Raw genomic sequence first — 17956 nt, forward strand, 5'->3', positions numbered from 1 at the left:
GTAAAAATGCCACAGGTTATGAGATTCTGCTCGGAACCAAATACAAGACCTCCGCAGGAGAGAAGTATCCGGTTAAGAAATATGTGAAACGTACAGAAGGCAAAAATACCGTAACTGTAACCTTTACAAACGTAAAGAAAGGTACCTGGTATGTGACAGTGCGATCCTGGAATAGAACCTCCAAGAACAAGTCCAGAGTTTACAGTCCATATTCCACAATGAAGAAATTTGCTGTATGATTTTTTCGTAACTGAATAAACTGATACTAAAGAAAACAAGAGGTGCTGCTAAACGGCAGTACCTCTTTTCGGTACAGAAATGATTACCGGAGTAAGCAGAATGATCATATTATCCAGGAGGGCAGATTTATGTGGGGATTTATAGTGGCATTGATTTCAGGGGCGCTGATGAGTATTCAGGGTGTTTTTAACACGGAGGTGACAAAGCAGACCAGTCTCTGGGTATCAACCGGCTGGGTGCAGCTGTCGGCTTTTGCAGTCTGTGTTCTTGCCTGGCTTTTCACAGGACGGGAAAGTGTGGCTGCGCTCTGGCAGGTGGACAATAAATATACACTCCTTGGTGGTGTGATCGGAGCGTTTATTACAATTACAGTAATCCAGAGCATGGGAGCTCTTGGACCTGCCAGGGCGGCAATGCTGATCGTTATTTCGCAGCTGGCAGTTGCTTATATAATTGAATTATTTGGATTGTTTGGGGTAGATAAAGAACCCTTTGAATGGCGCAAAATCCTTGGATTGCTGATCGCGATTTCCGGAATTGTTATATTTAAGTGGCAAAAATAAGAGTTTACTATTGTAAAATCATTAAGATTTCGTTACAATAAGGGTGGCATTATGGACAGGGGGACTCTTACTCTGAGAAATAAGAGGAGGACCCTTATGATAAAAATAAAAAACAGATGTTGTTATGCTGTGTCGCTGATATTGTGTGGAGCTTTGTTTCTTACAGGACTGACAGGATGTAAGAGCAGAGAGGCACAGTTTCTGATAGATGGATTGCAGGAAGCAAAGGCAGAGGTGGATGCGGAGTCATCAGAAGAGAAAACATCAGGACAGAAGTCGAAGAAAGATACAGCTGAGAAGAAAGCTGATACAGAAGACCGACAGAATGATGATGGCAGTTCTGCAGAGTCCCGGAAAAAACAGGCAGAATCAGATGGTTCAGATGCAGGTAATGGGACAGGAAGTGATTCCGGGAAACATACTTCAGATGCTGATATAGATAATGGGTCAGAAGCAGTTTCTGATAAGGAAATGCAGCAGGCGATGATCTATGTTGATGTCTGCGGAGCAGTTGCGAATCCGGGAGTTTTTCAGCTGGCAGCCGGGAGCCGGGTGTTTCAGGCGATTGAGGCGGCGGGAGGATATCTTCCCGAGGCAGCTCTAACCTGTGTAAACCGTGCAGGAGTTCTGACAGACGGACAGCAGCTCTATATTCTCACACAGGAAGAGATGGAGCGGCAGGGGCTGGATCCGGCAGAGATGTTCGGGGCATCAGATGGACAGATGAATGGAAGTGCCGGGACAGGACAGAACACGGGGATGACCGCTCAGGTTCAGCAGGATAACAGGATCAACATAAATACAGCAGATGAAGCTCAGCTTACTACGCTGACGGGGATCGGTGCAACACGTGCACAGGCGATCATTGCCTACAGAGAAGAGAACGGGCCATTTGCTGCGATAGAGGATATTATGAATGTACAGGGTATCAAAGAAGGTACTTTTGCAAAGATAAAAGATGAGATAGTAGTAGGATAAGGAGAACCGAATGAGCAGGAAAGTTTTGGTAGTAGATGATGAGAAACTGATCGTAAAAGGAATCCGTTTTAGTCTGGAACAGGATGGTATGGAGGTAGACTGCGCTTATGATGGAGAAGAGGCAGTAGAGAAAGCAAAAGATAAAAAATATGATATTATCCTTCTGGATCTGATGCTGCCGAAGATGGACGGGCTGGAAGTATGCCAGCAGATCCGCGAATTTTCCAATGTGCCGATCGTGATGCTGACAGCTAAGGGCGAGGATATGGATAAGATCCTTGGTCTTGAATATGGTGCGGATGATTATATCACCAAACCGTTCAATATCCTGGAAGTTAAGGCACGTATCAAAGCGATCATGCGCCGTGCGGGAAGCGACCACGAGGAGAAAGAAAAGGCAAAGAGCATTCAGGTGGGCGATCTTCGTATGGACTGTGAAGGCAGACGTGTATTTATTGCAGGAAAAGAGATTAATCTGACAGCAAAGGAATTTGATGTACTGGAGCTCTTGGTATTTAATCCGAATAAGGTTTACAGTCGTGAGAACCTGCTGAACATTGTATGGGGATATGAGTATCCGGGTGATGTACGTACTGTGGATGTACATATCCGCCGTCTCCGTGAGAAGATTGAAACCAATCCAAGTGAACCGAAGTATGTACACACCAAATGGGGCGTTGGATATTATTTCCAGGCTCAATAAAAAGAACGCATGAAACAGTCAGACCACATTTTATGAAACAAAGATCATAAAATGTGGTCTGTTTTTTTGTGCAGATAAAAAGCATTCTGCTATTTTCTGTTTTTTATTTTATCTGTAATTATGATGTATCCATGTACAAGAAGATCAGTCACGATCAGTGCTGCCACTGACAATATCAGGCATTCTTTTACCCCAAATTCGTAAAAAGCAGCAAAACCGGCAAGTGTCCAGTAAACTCCGATATGTACGGCATACATCTTTGAAATCTGTTTTGAGTAATAACACAGTTTATTATATCCGAATTTCCATTTTTCCATCATTGGCATGATACGAAATGCAGCTGCAAACACAAATATGATACTGCAGAAACTTCCGAGTACCTTTGCAAGCCCCGGGATTCTGTATTGTTCGATCATATAATTAAAGAATCCCTCAATGCCCGGATGTAGTACAATGCAGCATATAAACCATACCGCCGCAGTAATCCCACATATGATCCCGCTTTCTTTATAAAAGTTTCCTTTTTCATCTTCAGGGATTCTTCTGAGCACTTTTCCAAAAACATATCCAAGAAATACATAACTCAAATATGGGAAGAAGCAGAAGCTGGTTTCACCTTTTCCACCGAAAGTCATATCCAGGATCCAGTTAATTGCCGGATCATCAGAAACCAGCAACTTTGTAAATGGTGATATGATTCCGACTATTACAGCACTTATGACATATCCCCTTAAGCTTACATTTAATTTCCTGTAGACCGCAAGCACCAGATAGCACATACCGGCTATAAAGAATATATTTACGAATGTAAGCATGGAATAAAGATTTGCGTCATATAATTCTCTGCTGCCTGCAGCTTCAACTGTAATGGAATTTCTTATATTAAAACTGATTGTCATTACAGCTGCATAGCATAAATTGCTTAATCCCTGATAGAATAACAGCTTTATGCCGTTTTTAACCATATCTTTGGGCTGGGAATGGCGTGTGAAAGCACTTCCGAATCCCATGGTAAACAGATAAAGGCAGGCACCTGTCGGCATGAAGAGCGCAAACAGAATCTTATGTACATTTGATTCGGCTGCTGCGACACCACCTATTGTCTGAAATGAATGTATAAATACTATCATGATCAACAGGAAACCCTTTACCAGATCAAGTTCCCTCTGACGTCCTGTATTCACTTCTTTTTCTTTCAAAGAAAACATACTTACCTCCTCCTTTATCCGGATATTTTCAGTGAGAACGGAACACTTATCTTTTGTCACTGATATCATATGGACAGTGTAGCACAGGCAGAATCATAGCACAATCATAATATTCCTGACATTGTACACACACCACGTACATTACTGTTTACTCCGTTCTCAGTAACGTAGCCATCCAAATTGTCTGCTGCAATGGAATTTTGGCTTGTATGTCTCGGGATAGTGGTGCGTAAACAGTAACAATTATTCAGTTTGATTCAGTTTAGTTTGGTTTACATCTGAGATGGTTTAGTATTGAACAAAGCTGATAAAAATTAGACAAACAAAACAAACATCTATAGAGGAAAATGATAAAAAATTAGAAAATTTCTATAAATGCGCTTGTGAAAATGACGAAAAAGGCATATAATTAACGTTACAATATGTAAAGAGTGCAATAAAAAGAGAAAAAAACAGGTATAAGGAGGGTGCGAAATGCTAGATCAGTCATTTTATCAGAAAGCGGATGAGATCATTGCTTTCTATGGTAAAAAGCCGGCATCACTGATTCCGATCATGCAGGATATTCAGGGGGTGTACAGATATCTCCCGGAAGAATTGCTTACATATGTTGCGGAGCAGATCGGTGTGACAGAAGCGAAAGCGTTCAGTGTTGCCACATTCTATGAGAATTTCTCATTTGATGCGAAAGGTAAATATGTGATCAAGGTCTGTGACGGAACAGCCTGTCATGTAAGAAAATCAATACCGGTTCTGGAGGAACTTTATAAGAAACTGGGGCTGTCAAAGACAAAGAAGACGACAGACGATATGATGTTTACTGTGGAAACAGTTTCCTGTCTTGGTGCCTGCGGACTTGCACCGACTATGATGGTCAATGAAGAGGTATATCCGAGAATGACTCCGGAGAAGGCAGATGAGCTGATTGATAAACTGAGAGGGGGCGAACAGGGATGATCCAGAATAAGGAAGTATTGGAGCAGATCAGAGAAGAAGCTGTGAAAGAACTTAATTCTTATGACTGTCGTATTCTTGTCTGTTCAGGTACCGGATGTGTGGCAACCGGTTCTCAGAAAATCTATGAGAAATTCATGGAGATTGCCAAAGATGCTCCGGGAGTTACCATTGAGTTTGGACCTCATGACAAAGATGCACATGTAGGTGTAAAGAAAACAGGATGCCAGGGTGTCTGTGAGCTTGGACCACTTGTTCGTATCCAGAAAGGTGACGATGTGATCCAGTATACGAAGGTTCAGATTGAAGACTGTCAGGAGATTTTTGAGAAGAGTGTTCAGGGTAATGAGACTATCGAGAGACTGCTTTATCAGAAAGGTGGTAAAGTAAGCCGTGGACCGGAAGATATTCCGTTTATCGCGAAACAGACCCGTATTGTTCTGAAGAACTGTGGTAAGTTTGATGCAGAATCTCTGAATGAGTACATAGCAAGCGGCGGTTTCCAGGCTCTGGAGAAAGCAATGTTTGAGATGGATCCGGATCTGGTTATTGATCAGGTTGATAAATCCGGTATTCGCGGACGTGGTGGCGGCGGCTTCCCGGCAGGTAAGAAATGGATTCAGGTAGCACGCCAGGCTGATCCTGTTCATTATGTGGTTTGTAACGGTGATGAGGGTGACCCGGGAGCATTTATGGATGGTTCCGTAATGGAAGGTGATCCTTACCGTCTGATCGAGGGTATGATGCTTGCAGCTTACGCAGTAAGAGCACAGCATGGTTATATTTATGTACGTGCGGAGTATCCTCAGTCTGTAGCACGACTGAAACACGCTATCGCAGTTCTGGAAGAAGTGGGACTGTTAGGTGATGACATCCTTGGAACAGGATTCTCCTTCCATATGCATATCAACCGTGGTGCAGGTGCTTTCGTATGTGGTGAAGGTTCTGCCCTGACTGCATCTATCGAAGGAAACAGAGGTATGCCCCGTGTAAAACCGCCCCGTACAGTTGAACAGGGATTATGGGCGAAACCTACTGTTCTGAATAACGTAGAAACTTATGCAAATATTCCGGAGATCATTCTCAAAGGTGCAGACTGGTACAGAAGTATCGGTACAGAGGGATCACCTGGAACAAAAACTTTCTCACTGACAGGTTCTATTGAGAATACAGGTCTGATCGAGGTCCCGATGGGAACAACCTTAAGAGAAATCATTTTTGATATCGGCGGAGGACTGAAATCCGGTGCTGCGTTTAAGGCTGTTCAGATCGGTGGACCATCCGGTGGATGTCTGACAGAAGAACATTTGGATGTACCTCTTGATTTCGACTCTGTTAAGAAATACGGTGCGATCGTTGGTTCCGGTGGTCTGGTAGTTATGGATGAACATACCTGTATGGTAGAGGTTGCACGTTTCTTTATGGGCTTCACCCAGAGAGAATCCTGCGGTAAATGTGGTCCCTGCCGTATTGGCACCAAGCGTATGCTTGAAATCCTTGAGAGGATCGTAGACGGAAAGGGTGAAGTAGAGGATCTGGATAAACTGGAGCATCTTGGAAACTTCATCAAGGACCGTTCACTCTGCGGACTTGGAAAGAGTGCACCGCTTCCTGTACTTTCCACATTAAGAAACTTTAGAGATGAATATGTAGAGCATATTGTTGATAAAAAGTGCGCGGCTCATGTATGTAAGGCAATGCGTTCTTATGTGATCGATCCCGAGAAATGTAAAGGATGTACCAAGTGTGCGAGAAACTGTCCGGTTGGTGCGATCACAGGCAATAAGAAAGAGCCTCACAGCATTGATACCTCCAAGTGTATTAAGTGCGGAACATGTCTGGAAAATTGTGTATTCGGCGCAATTTCTGTGAATTAAGGAGGGTGAAAAGATGATTCATTTGACAATAGATGGAATTCCTGCAGAAGTGGAAAAAGGTACGACCATTCTGCAGGCTGCCAGACAGATCGGAGTGGAGATTCCTACACTCTGCTATCTGGAAGATGTATTGCCGGATGGTTCCTGTCGTTTGTGCGTGGTAGAAGTAACAAACAATGGAAGAACCAAATTTGATACGGCATGTACACTTCGCTGCTCAGAGGGTGATGAAGTACAGACAATGTCAGAGAAGGTAGTTGCATATCGTAAAGATACCCTTGACCTCCTTCTTTCTGACCATCGTGTACACTGCTTCTCCTGTGAGGCAAACGGTGACTGTAAATTACAGGACTACTGTTTTGAATATGGTGTGACTGAGACAAGCTATCCCGGTGAAATGAAGGATATGCCGATAGATGATACCAATAAATTCTTTACCTATGATCCAAGCCTGTGTATTCTCTGTCATCGCTGCGTGAATACATGTAAGGAGATTGTGGGAAGAGGTGCCATCGACACTATGGATCGTGGTTTCCAGTCAGTGATCGGTGCACATTACAAACATAAATGGAACGAAGGTATCTGTGAATCCTGCGGTAACTGTGTACAGGCCTGTCCGACAGGTGCACTGACCATGAAGCGCAGAAAGAAATACCGGCCGTACCAGATTGACAAGAAGGTTCTGACTACCTGTCCTCACTGTGCAACAGGCTGCCAGTATTATCTCCTTGTAAAAGACGGAAAGATCGTAGATACAGAAGCTGTAAACGGACCATCCAACAAAGGATTGCTCTGTGTTAAGGGCCGCAGCGGATGCTTCGATTTCGTACAGTCACCGGAGCGTATTAAATATCCGCTGATCAAGAATAAAGAAACAGGTGAATTCGAACGTGCAACATGGGATGAGGCGCTGGATCTTGTTGCTTCCAAATTTATGGAGATCAGGAAACAGTACGGCTCTGATTCTCTTGCAGGCTTTGCATGTTCCAGATCACCGAATGAAGATATTTACATGGTACAGAAGATGGTTCGCTGCTGCTTCGGCACCAACAATACAGACAACTGTGCACGTGTATGTCATTCCGCATCTGTATCAGGTCTTGCGATGACTCTTGGCTCAGGTGCCATGACAAACCCAATTGAGGATATCACAAAGAATGCAGATCTGATCATGCTGGTTGGTTCCAACCCTGAGGAAGCACATCCTGTAGTCGGCATGCAGATCCGTCAGGCTATCAAGAGAGGCTGTAAGCTGATCGTAGTTGATCCTCGTGATATTGGTCTGGCTAAGAAAGCAGATATCCATCTGAAACTGAAACCTGGTACAAATGTTGCTTTTGCAAACGGCATCATGAATGTGATCCTTTCTGAAGGTCTTCAGGATGACAAGTTCATTGCAGAGCGTACCGAAGGTTTTGAAGAATTAAAGGAAATCGTAAAAGATTACACACCTGAGAAGGTAGCTGAAATCTGCCACATTGACGCAGACGATCTGAGAAAAGCAGCGATCATGTATGCAAAAGCAGACCGCGCTCCAATCATCTACTGCCTTGGTGTAACCGAACATTCCACAGGTACAGAGGGCGTTATGTCCATGTCCAATATGGCAATGATGGTTGGCAAGCTTGGACGTGAAGGCTGTGGTGTTAACCCGCTTCGTGGACAGAATAACGTACAGGGTGCCTGCGATATGGGTGCTCAGCCGAATGTATATCCCGGATATCAGAAGGTTACTGATCCTGCAGTTCGTGAGAAATTCGAGAAAGCATGGGGTGTAAAACTTGATCCGAATATCGGAACTCATGCAACTGATGTATTCCCGAAAGCAATCACAGGCGAGATCAAAGGTCTGTATATCTATGGTGAGGACCCGGTAGTTACTGATCCGGATACCACACACATTATCAAAGCATTAAAGAGTCTTGATTTCTTTGTGCTTCAGGAACTTTTCATGACAGAGACAGCTCAGTATGCAGATGTTATCCTTCCTGGTGTAAGCTATGCAGAGAAAGAGGGTACATTTACCAATACAGAGCGCCGCGTACAGAGAGTCCGCAAGGCTGTCACAGTACCTGGAGAGATGAGACTGGATACAGATATTATTATTGATCTGATGAACCGCATGGGATATCCGCAGCCACATCTGACTTCTGCTCAGATCATGGATGAGATCGCATCCCTGACACCGAGCTTCGCAGGTATCAGCCATGAACGTCTTGACAGTGAAGAAGTTCATGGACAGGGACTTCAGTGGCCATGTACCTCCAAGGATCATCCGGGAACACCGATCATGCATGTTGGTAAATTCTCCCGTGGTCTTGGCTGGTTCTACCCTGCAAAATATGTACCGTCAGCAGAACTTCCGGATAAGGAATATCCGATCATCCTTATGACAGGACGTATTCTGTATCATTACACAACAAGAGCCATGACAGGAAAGACACCTGAGCTTATGGAGATAGAAGGTAAGTCATTTATCGAAATGAACATCGTAGATGCCGATAAGCTGGGTATCAAAAACGGTGATAAAGTCAGAGTTTCTTCCAGACGAGGATCCATTGAATCTACCGCTCGTGTAGGTACAAAGACCTCACCGGGTGAGAGCTGGATGCCATTCCACTTCCCGGATGGAAATGCAAACTGGCTGACCAACGCCGCACTTGACAAATACGCAAGAATTCCTGAATATAAGGTATGCGCAATTAAGATTGAGAAAGCATAAAACAATATCGGAGACAAAGTTCCGGATCTGATATCGTAAATATTATATGGGGCTGTCGCACATGGATCTGCTGTCCTTGCGGCAGCTCCATATTCCTTTATGGAAAGGCAAAAATAATCATTCGGCAGTACATCATTCTGTGAAAGTACGGAACGGTTACAGATAATTTTTTGTGAAAAATATAGTGTTACATAATAAGGAGTACGAGGCATGCAGAGATTTCAGTCAATCCTTCAGTTTAAAAAAGTCAGTTGTAAAAATTGTTACAAATGTGTTCGGAACTGCCCGGTCAAGGCGATACGTGTTCATGATCATCAGGCCAGGATCATAGAAAGTCAGTGTATTTACTGTGAGAAGTGTATCCTTGTCTGCCCGCAGGATGCCAAGGAAGAGCAGAATATGATTCCTGCAATCTGCAATGCAATGGAGAATAAGACGCAGGTTATAGCCTCTCTTCATCCAGCATATCTGGCACGTTTTGGGGTAACCGGTATCAATGGAATAAGGGAAGCGATGAAGAAGCTGGGATTTGCAGATGCAGCGGATGCAGCAGAAGGTGCAAGCCTGATGATTTCGCAGTACAGAGCACTTTTTGCGGAACAGAAAGAGCCGGGAATAATGATCTCTTCTGCCTGCCCTGTAATCGTACAGCTTGTCAAGAAACACTATCCGCATCTTCTGGGAAATCTGGTACAGTCTGCCTCTATGATGCAGTTTCATGCCAGTTATCTGAAAAAAAAATATCCGAAGGCAGAGATTGTCTATGTAAGTCCCTGTATTTCAGCTATGTCAGAGTTGAGAGACTCAGGAAATGAAGTGGATTATGTGATCACATTGGAAGAGCTGGCACAATGGATGAAAAAAGAAGGGATTTCCATAACTGAGAAAGAACCTGAGCAGATTGCCTACCGTTCCAGAGAAATCGCCATTGCGGATGGTTTAACAGACCTGCTTGGGGCTGTAAAGGGAATCCGCAGGCTTTCTGTAAGTGGGATGGAGCAGTGCAGGGAGGTTCTGGAAGAACTTCATCCGGAGGATTTTGAAAATTGCTTTCTTGAGATGTATGCATGCAGCGGCGGCTGTGTGGCAGGTCCTTCTTTCCAGATGAAGAAGGGACATTATCTGGCAGATGTTCTTGCAGTGAAGAATGCAGCCTTTGGAAAAGATTTTCACAGAGAGCAGGGAGACTATGAACTTCCGGGATTTGAATTGAGAAAGAATTTCGGTTACTGTCCTGCACAGGAACAGGAAGAGGTCTCAGAGGAAGAAATCAGGGATGCTCTGGCGGAAATGGGAAAATTTTCTCCAAAGGATGAATTAAACTGCGGTGCCTGCGGGTACAACACATGCAGGGAAAAGGCAATTGCCATTATCCAGAATAAGGCTGAGGTTGCCATGTGTATTCCATATATGCGGGCAAAACAGGAAAGTTACTCCAATAAAGTCTTTAATGCCATGCCCGGACTTCTGGTAACTGTGGATTATAATCTGAAGATCATTCAGATGAATGAGGCGGCGTCCAAATTGTTCAATATGCCGAAAAAGCGGCGCCTGATCGGGAAACCGGTATCGGAGATCATGGATGATTACAGTCTGGCGAGTATACTGGCTTTTGAACGGAATCTGATGCAGGATGAGATTTATCTGGAGGATCAGAAATGTTATCTGGATCGCGTAATGACGAATGATAAAGAAAATAAAATGATTCTCTGCATTATGAAGGATATTACAAAGGAGCGGAAGCATAAAGATCAGATTCATAATGCCCAGATTGAAGCTGCGCGTATGGCAGATAAGCTGGTAGAAGAACAGCTGAAGATCGTGCAGCAGATCGCCGGACTTCTTGGAGAAACTGCTGCGGACACCAAAGTGGCAGTAGAAAAACTGAAAAATACCATACTTCTGGAGAGTGAAGAAGAGAATGAAAAGAAATAAGCATCATGGACTGAATGTGGAATTTGACGGCTTATGCATGGATTTTGGTCATGTGAGCCTGAATAAAAAGAAAGAATTTCTCTGTGGGGACTGCTATAAGATTGAAGAAAATGATGAAGACCATGTTCTGGTGCTTTCTGACGGACTTGGGAGCGGAGTAAAGGCGAATATCCTTTCCACGCTGACTGCGACCATGCTCAGTACCATGATCATTAATCAGGTGGAACTGGATGAGGCAGTGCGTGCAGTGGCAAAAACGCTTCCTGTGTGCAGTGTGAGAAATCTGGCATATGCCACCTTTACAGTGCTGAATTTTCAGGGGAAACAGGTAAGCCTTTATCAGTTTGATAATCCGGATGCAATTCTGATCCGGGATGGCGAGCTCTTTGATTATCCGGTGGAGACAAGTATGATCGAAGAGAAGGAAATCCATAAAAGCTGTTTTGAACTGAAAGATGAGGATATGCTGATCATTATGTCCGACGGTGTCACCAATGCGGGAATGGGAAAAACTACCAACGGCGGCTGGGGAAGAGATGATGTAATGGCTTTCTGCAGGGCAAAGTACCATAAAGGGATGAGCGCACAGGAGATGGCAGGCTATCTGGCAGAGGCCAGCCTGGATCTGAATCTGAATGAAACGGATGATGATATTACAGCCATTGTTCTGCGGATGCGGCATAAACAGGTGGTAAACCTTATGATCGGTCCGCCAAGTAAGGAGGAACATGATGAGCGATATCTGAAGTCCTTTTTCGATTCAGAGGGATATCATGTAATCTGCGGCGGAACTACTGCACAGTGTGCTGCCAGGTATTTGGATAAAGAGCTGATCTCTCTTAGTGAAACTGCCTGCGGAGACGTTCCTGCCTATTATAAGCTGGAAGGTACAGAGCTGGTGACAGAGGGATTTCTTACGATTGAGCATTTACTTGAATATTGTGAAGAATGGATGGAGGACAGGCTGTCCTTTAACAGGCTGAAACGAAAAAAAGATGCGGCAGCATTGCTTGGTGTGATGCTGTTTGAGCAGGCAACGGATATTAATTTCTACTTCGGTGGTGCTATCAATAAGAGTAACGTGGAATTGGGAATCACAGAAAAAAGGAAAGAACAGGTAGCAGAAGAACTTGTGGAGCATCTGCAGAATGCAGGAAAGAATGTGAATATTGCATTCTGGGCGATCTGAGAAAGCAGGAAAAACAGCAGTACATGGTTTTATAAAGAGATATCAGGGTTACTGTTCACTGGTAATATCCCGCGAGGTGTTTTTTGTGAGCGAAGGTCACAGAAAACCCGAGACATACCGCGCGAATTTATGCGATTAGCATAAATTCTGTGCATCGCGAAGCGTGTTGCTGTGAACGGAGTGAACAGTAACACATCAGGAAGGATGAGACAGAAAATGGCGAAGATATTATGTGTATGCATCAGTAAGGAACGCAAGACCTGCTCGCAGAACATTCATGAATGCGAAGCTGATCTGCAGGGACTTGTGGGAGATGTGCATTATGGAATGGGCGGAAGAAAGCAGGTCAGTCTTCTTCCTTATGAGAAGGTAAAAGAATATTTCGAACAGTCCGAAGAAGAATTCAGATATGGCAGATTTGGAGAAAATCTCCTTGTGGAAGGGATTGACTGGAACAGTATTGCGGAGGGGAACAGATTTCGTTGTGGAGATGTACTTCTGGAAGCAGTCAGGATCGGTGCGGGCGGTCCTGCATCAGATGCTTATAAGGGAGAAAAGGTATGCACGCCCATGGAACCCTGGTTTGTATTCTGTCAGATTCTGGAGGCAGGGAGGCTGAGAGAAGGAGAAATCATTCTCCAACAGAGATGAAAAATATGTAATTCTTCAGCAGTGGGCTGAATATTATGATGTTATAGCAATTTCCGAAATACTGAAGACAATCTGGTTTATGAAAAATAAGGCTCTAATGGAGTATCTTAGTGATATTATTCTCTGAAATTGCTATAGAGTTCAAAAGGTAAAACTAATATATCCGTCAATTGACCCGGTGGTTATAAAGGTATTGAAAAGACTATAAAAAATGTAATATACAAGAGGAGGAATTAGTGCGTGGAGGGAATCAGTGTAGAACAGGCAGTGGAACAGATTCTGCAGCATACGCCTGTAATAAACGAGACAGAAGAAACAGAACTGAATAAAGCAGGGGGAAGAGTCCTAGCGCAGGATATGGTGGCAGGGTTTGACAATCCTCCTTTTGACCGCTCTCCGGTAGATGGCTATACGTGTAAGGCAGAGGACCTTGCAGGTGCCACTAAAGAGCATCCGGTGAGGCTGAAAGTCATGGAAGAAATCGATGCCGGACAGTATTCGGAAAGAGAAATCCAGCAGGGACAGGCAGTGCGCATTATGACAGGGGCTGCAATACCCAATGGCTGCAACTGCTGTATTTATCAGGAGGATACCGATTATGGAGAAGATACGGTAGAAGTTTACAGTGAACAGAAGCGATGGAGTAATTATTGCTTCTCAGGAGAGGATTTCAAAAAAGGAACTACACTTCTGAAAAAAGGAACACATATCGGATATGTGGAGGCAGCAATTCTGGCCGGAATGGGAGTGGCGAAAGTGCCGGTTTACCGTCAGCCGAGAATCGTGCTTCTGACTACAGGAGATGAGGTGGTAGAACCGGGAATTCCATTGCCGAAAGGAAAAATTTACAACAGCAATATGACCATGCTGTCTGCCAGACTGCGTGAACTGGGAATCGAATCTTTCCATATGGAAGCAGTCAAAGATGATCCGACGGTTATGTCTGAGAAATTAAAAGAAGCAGCAAAAGTGGCAGATATGATCATCACTACGGGAGGTGTATCTGTAGGCAAGAAGGACATTATGCATGAGTCCCTGAGACTGATGGGGGCAGAGCGGATTTTCTGGAGGGTAAAGATGAAACCGGGAATGCCTACACTGTTTTCTGCATATAAAAAGACTTCCGATATAACTGCAACAGATCATTGCGCTTCAGAAAGAGAGATTCCGATCATCAGTCTCTCCGGAAATCCTTTTGGTGTTGCAGTCAGCATAGAACTTTTGATTCGTCCTGCACTGGAAAAAATGATGCAGGATCCATCAATCGGTCTGAAAGAAGTAAATGGCATTATGGCTGATAACTTTGAAAAAGGAATCAAGGGCCGCCGCTTTATCCGGGCATATCTGGAAAATGGAAAATTTCATCTTCCCAATGGTCTTCACTCTAACGGAGTCCTCAGTTCCATGGCCGGCTGCAATTGCCTGATTGATACAAAAACCATGGAAAATCAGGAAAGCAGAAGCCTGAACGCAGGGGATAAAGTGGGCGCGATTTTGCTTTGAGAGGAGCAGCAAACAGGTGGAAAGAAAAAGAATATTTGCAATCAGCGGTGTAAAGAATTCAGGGAAAACAACTCTGATCTGCAGGCTTTTGGAGATTTTTAAAGACAAGGGCCTTAAAGTGGCGGTGCTGAAGCATGACGGGCATGATTTCGTGCCAGACGTACCGGGAACGGATACATACTGTCAGCTTCAGTCCGGAGCTTACGGCACAGCAGTTTTTTCAGCAGGCAAATATATGCTGGTAAAACAGCAGCCGCAGATTTCCGAAAAAGAGCTGGCAGAATTTTTTCCGGAGGCAGATCTGATCTTACTGGAAGGATTTAAATACAGTACTTATCCGAAAATTGAAATTATCCGTAAGGGAAATTCGGCAGAAAGTGTCTGCAATCCGGAAAAACTGATGGCGATCGCCACAAACCTGGATGCAGAGGAAAGAGATGCACTGTCTGTACTGGAAAATGTTCCATTCTTTGAACTGGACAATGCAGAGTGTATTGCAGAATTTATTCTGTCGGATTATTTCCGGTAAAGAGTTTCATACGGTCACGTCGCGCGGCACAGATAAGGGTAAGGTGGTATTCTTTGGCCATGGCAACTGCCTCGGCGGAAGGGGATGCCTTGCTTGCCAGAACCGGTATTCCGGCGCGGATTGCCTTGACCGCCATATCTGTAGGGATACGTCCACTGGAATAAACCACGCATTTCTTCAGGTCAATATTATGGCGCAGGGCATAACCGATGGCCTTATCCAGAGCATTATGACGTCCGATATCTTCGCACTGAAAGAGCAGTTCTCCGTCACAGGCAAGAAAACAGCTGTGAGTTGCCCAGGTCTGGCTGTGAAGCGGGGTACCATTGGCGAAACAGTCTGCAAGATCAAAGATCCACTGTTTTTTCCATGGGACAGGTGTAACTGGCGTCATTGGCTGATCTGTGATAAAATAATCATTAAGAACACGATTTCCGGTGCAGCAGGTCGGAGTAGGAGCAACATAATCTTCATTTTCCTCATGAGACTGCCCGGATTTATTTTTACTCAGGATCACGCGGGCACGTTTGCCGAATTCACAGATGTAGATCTGCTCCACATCCTCGGCAGATGAGATGATACCTTCCGTAAAGAGGCGGCCGAGAACCAGTTCTGTCAGATGTTGTGGGATACAGACCAGTTTCATGGTCAGACGTTCATTTACATATACATCCATCATGTGTTCCACAAGGATTGGTTCCGTTTCTTCATGAGTTTCTCCGTCACGACCCAGAAACTCATAGGTAACATTCTCGAGCAGATTCAGGTCGTGGTATTGTTCGTTGATTTTCATAGGACAGTTCCTTTCGTCCGGTAAGGATTTTAATAATCTTGATACATTAAGTATAGACTGCGGAGTATGGAGTGTCAAACGATTATGAGAGAAAATATTGCCTGTGATTTTGACGGCGAATAACAGAAGAAAAGGTTACAAAGGTTGCGGTTCACCCGTATCCGGTAACAGGAAAATCAATTATTAGAAAGTAAAAGGCAGGTAGAGCCGATGATAGACAAATATGGAAGAGAAATAGATTATTTAAGGATTTCCCTGACAGACAGATGTAATCTGAGATGCATTTACTGTATGCCGGAAGAAGGCGTAAAATCCCTTTCTCATGCAGAAATCCTCACATACGATGAGATTCTCCGCATCTGCAGGTGCGCAGCAGATCTGGGAATCCGTAAGATTAAACTGACAGGCGGTGAGCCACTTGTTCGTAAAGGCTGTGCAAGTCTTGCAAAACAGATCAAGGCGATCCCGGGAATTGAGAAAGTGACATTAACAACAAATGGAATCCTGCTCGCCGAGCAGCTGGATGCATTACTGGATGCAGGAATTGACGCCATTAATATCAGTCTGGATACTTTAGATCCGGAACTGTTCAAAAAAGTAGCGAGACGTGACGGACTGGAAAAGGTATTTGAGGGAATCGAAGCAGCACTTGCACATCCGGGACTTTCCCTGAAGATCAACAGCGTTCCGGTGATCAAGGAAAAAGAAAACTTCATCGGGATTGCAGGACTGGCGCAGAAATATCCAATCCATGTGCGTTTTATCGAGATGATGCCAATCGGATTCGGAAAACAGTTCCCATTCCAGGATGAAGAATCTATCAAAGCAGTACTGGAAGAAGCCTACGGTCCGATGCATGCAGTCAATGAACGCTACGGAAACGGTCCATGCCATTACTATGAAATCGCAGGATTTAAGGGAAAAATCGGATTTATCAGTGCCATGACTCACAAATTCTGCAGTCAGTGCAACCGAGTACGTCTTACATCCGAAGGATTCATGAAAGGATGCCTCCAGTATCAGAAAGGTACAGACCTGCGGGGGCTTATGCGCGGCGGCTGCACAGATTCGGAACTGAAAAAAGCAATTTATCAGGTGATCTGGAATAAACCGGTGAGCCATAATTTTTATGAAGCGAAGACAGAACAGGATGAAATCAGAGGAATGTCACAGATTGGCGGGTGAGATATGTAAATAAGAAAGACACTTTTCTTCTAACATTTTGAAATTGCAGCATCTTGCGGCAAGGGAAGAATCTGGTTTGGCAATACACTTCTGGTATAATTTCATGGCTTTGTTTTGCAAAGTATTCTGAATATTGTCAATCAGAAATTTTTCTTTTTGGAGCAGATAAATATAATCGGTTTTTTCTTTGTCACTTTTAAAAGAACGGAAACAATCAATCTGATTATATTTTAATTGCGTAAGACAATTGTCTGGAACGGGAATCATGTTATTGATATTTAATACTGCATAAAGATATCTGGTAGATTCATCCTGAAGTTTGTGGAAATCCAGACTGTTTGACATTTTTTGATGTTTGGGTTTGGCGGAAGAGATAGGAACATAGTAATGAAAATTTCCAATTGTAAGAAGAGTTCCTACATGAAGTTTTAAACGTTCCCCATATTCCACATATCCAACGTGGGAATCAAATTGTGTTAGGTAATTTATATATTTTTTATCAACAATATACCAATTCATAAAACCTCCTGAAAGTAAAAAGTGGGTGGATTACTCCACCCATTACTGTTAATCGATTGTTTTAATTGGACAACCTAACCGCTTTTAAACGAGTGTTTTGGCTGGACACTCTAACCGCTATACAGACATTTCTGTCTGTGATTTTATTATATGTAATATGAAGAAAAAAATCAATACTTTTATTGATGATTTATATAAACAAAAAGGAAAACTGATAATGCGAAAGAAAGAAATTTCTATGATTATTCTTGCTGGCGGTGCCAGCAGCCGCATGGGACGGGACAAATCAGATCTGACGATAGATGGGAAGACATTTCTTGAGATGCAGATAGAAAAGGGGAAAAAGCTTGGAATCAGTGATATTCTTCTGTCTGGCTATCATGGTGAAAATAAATATAAATATCCCA

General features: G+C 43.8%; 17 protein-coding genes. 14 read left to right on the forward strand and 3 right to left on the reverse strand.

The genetic code is table 11. From position 1 onward, the window contains the following. From AC075J_RS03020 to AC075J_RS03035, 4 genes are all read left to right on the forward strand, one after another. A partial coding sequence (locus AC075J_RS03020; RefSeq protein WP_476389970.1) for a hypothetical protein occupies positions 1 to 239 on the forward strand: 239 nt, incomplete at its 5' end. 129 nt (positions 240 to 368) lie between these two features. After that, positions 369 to 803 (forward strand): DMT family transporter, encoded by a 435-nt coding sequence (locus AC075J_RS03025; protein WP_119243299.1) that lies wholly within the window; start codon positions 369 to 371, stop codon positions 801 to 803. A 96-nt stretch (positions 804 to 899) separates the two neighbouring features. Beyond that, positions 900 to 1781 carry a ComEA family DNA-binding protein gene (locus tag AC075J_RS03030; protein ID WP_476389971.1) on the forward strand — a complete coding sequence of 294 codons (882 nt, stop codon included), beginning with the start codon at positions 900 to 902 and terminating at the stop codon, positions 1779 to 1781. Between the two features lie 10 nt (positions 1782 to 1791). Then, complete coding sequence (locus tag AC075J_RS03035; protein ID WP_008706194.1) at positions 1792 to 2484, forward strand: response regulator transcription factor; 693 nt, start codon at positions 1792 to 1794, stop codon at positions 2482 to 2484. An 89-nt stretch (positions 2485 to 2573) separates the two neighbouring features. On the opposite strand, the gene AC075J_RS03040 is transcribed toward AC075J_RS03035, so the two are convergent. Then, positions 2574 to 3692, reverse strand: a complete 1119-nt coding sequence (locus tag AC075J_RS03040; protein ID WP_226839978.1) for a heparan-alpha-glucosaminide N-acetyltransferase domain-containing protein — start codon at positions 3690 to 3692, stop codon at positions 2574 to 2576. Positions 3693 to 4166: 474 nt separating this feature from the next. On the opposite strand from AC075J_RS03040, the gene AC075J_RS03045 reads away from it, so the two are divergent. From AC075J_RS03045 to mobB, 8 genes are all read left to right on the forward strand, one after another. Further along, positions 4167 to 4649, forward strand: coding sequence for a complex I 24 kDa subunit family protein (locus AC075J_RS03045; RefSeq protein WP_008706192.1), 483 nt, complete (start codon positions 4167 to 4169; stop codon positions 4647 to 4649). Beyond that, on the forward strand, positions 4646 to 6523 hold the full coding sequence (locus tag AC075J_RS03050; protein ID WP_008706191.1) for an NADH-quinone oxidoreductase subunit NuoF: 1878 nt from the start codon (positions 4646 to 4648) through the stop codon (positions 6521 to 6523). Before AC075J_RS03045 ends, AC075J_RS03050 begins: the two co-directional genes overlap by 4 nt. Before the next feature lie 13 nt (positions 6524 to 6536). Further along, positions 6537 to 9245 (forward strand): formate dehydrogenase subunit alpha, encoded by a 2709-nt coding sequence (fdhF, locus tag AC075J_RS03055; RefSeq protein ID WP_476389972.1) that lies wholly within the window; start codon positions 6537 to 6539, stop codon positions 9243 to 9245. A 210-nt stretch (positions 9246 to 9455) separates the two neighbouring features. After that, a complete protein-coding gene (locus AC075J_RS03060; RefSeq protein WP_055053034.1) occupies positions 9456 to 11180 on the forward strand; it encodes a [Fe-Fe] hydrogenase large subunit C-terminal domain-containing protein in 1725 nt (574 codons plus the stop codon). Continuing rightward, positions 11167 to 12369 (forward strand): PP2C family protein-serine/threonine phosphatase, encoded by a 1203-nt coding sequence (locus AC075J_RS03065; RefSeq protein ID WP_070100109.1) that lies wholly within the window; start codon positions 11167 to 11169, stop codon positions 12367 to 12369. Before AC075J_RS03060 ends, AC075J_RS03065 begins: the two co-directional genes overlap by 14 nt. A gap of 216 nt (positions 12370 to 12585) precedes the next feature. Further along, a complete protein-coding gene (locus tag AC075J_RS03070; RefSeq protein WP_022380639.1) occupies positions 12586 to 13020 on the forward strand; it encodes an MOSC domain-containing protein in 435 nt (144 codons plus the stop codon). A 240-nt stretch (positions 13021 to 13260) separates the two neighbouring features. Next, entirely contained in the window at positions 13261 to 14523 is a 1263-nt protein-coding gene (locus AC075J_RS03075; protein WP_055053032.1) for a molybdopterin molybdotransferase MoeA, read from the forward strand. A 16-nt stretch (positions 14524 to 14539) separates the two neighbouring features. After that, positions 14540 to 15052 carry a molybdopterin-guanine dinucleotide biosynthesis protein B gene (gene mobB, locus AC075J_RS03080; RefSeq protein ID WP_008706182.1) on the forward strand — a complete coding sequence of 171 codons (513 nt, stop codon included), beginning with the start codon at positions 14540 to 14542 and terminating at the stop codon, positions 15050 to 15052. On the opposite strand, the gene fdhD is transcribed toward mobB, so the two are convergent. Further along, entirely contained in the window at positions 15027 to 15845 is an 819-nt protein-coding gene (gene fdhD / locus AC075J_RS03085) for a formate dehydrogenase accessory sulfurtransferase FdhD (protein WP_070100108.1), read from the reverse strand. The two genes, mobB and fdhD, sit on opposite strands and share 26 nt — an antisense overlap. Positions 15846 to 16055: 210 nt before the next feature. Here fdhD and moaA point away from each other — a divergent pair, with 210 nt between their 5' ends. Beyond that, a complete protein-coding gene (gene moaA, locus AC075J_RS03090; RefSeq protein ID WP_055053031.1) occupies positions 16056 to 17030 on the forward strand; it encodes a GTP 3',8-cyclase MoaA in 975 nt (324 codons plus the stop codon). On the opposite strand, the gene AC075J_RS03095 is transcribed toward moaA, so the two are convergent. Beyond that, positions 17013 to 17549 carry a type III toxin-antitoxin system ToxN/AbiQ family toxin gene (locus AC075J_RS03095; protein ID WP_008706177.1) on the reverse strand — a complete coding sequence of 179 codons (537 nt, stop codon included), beginning with the start codon at positions 17547 to 17549 and terminating at the stop codon, positions 17013 to 17015. The genes moaA and AC075J_RS03095 overlap by 18 nt on opposite strands. Positions 17550 to 17766: 217 nt before the next feature. Between AC075J_RS03095 and mobA the strand changes: the two genes are divergently transcribed. Further along, on the forward strand, positions 17767 to 17956 hold a 190-nt coding region (gene mobA, locus AC075J_RS03100), incomplete at its 3' end, for a molybdenum cofactor guanylyltransferase (RefSeq protein ID WP_476389973.1).

This window comes from Blautia sp. ZXY-1-C6, from assembly GCF_056339875.1.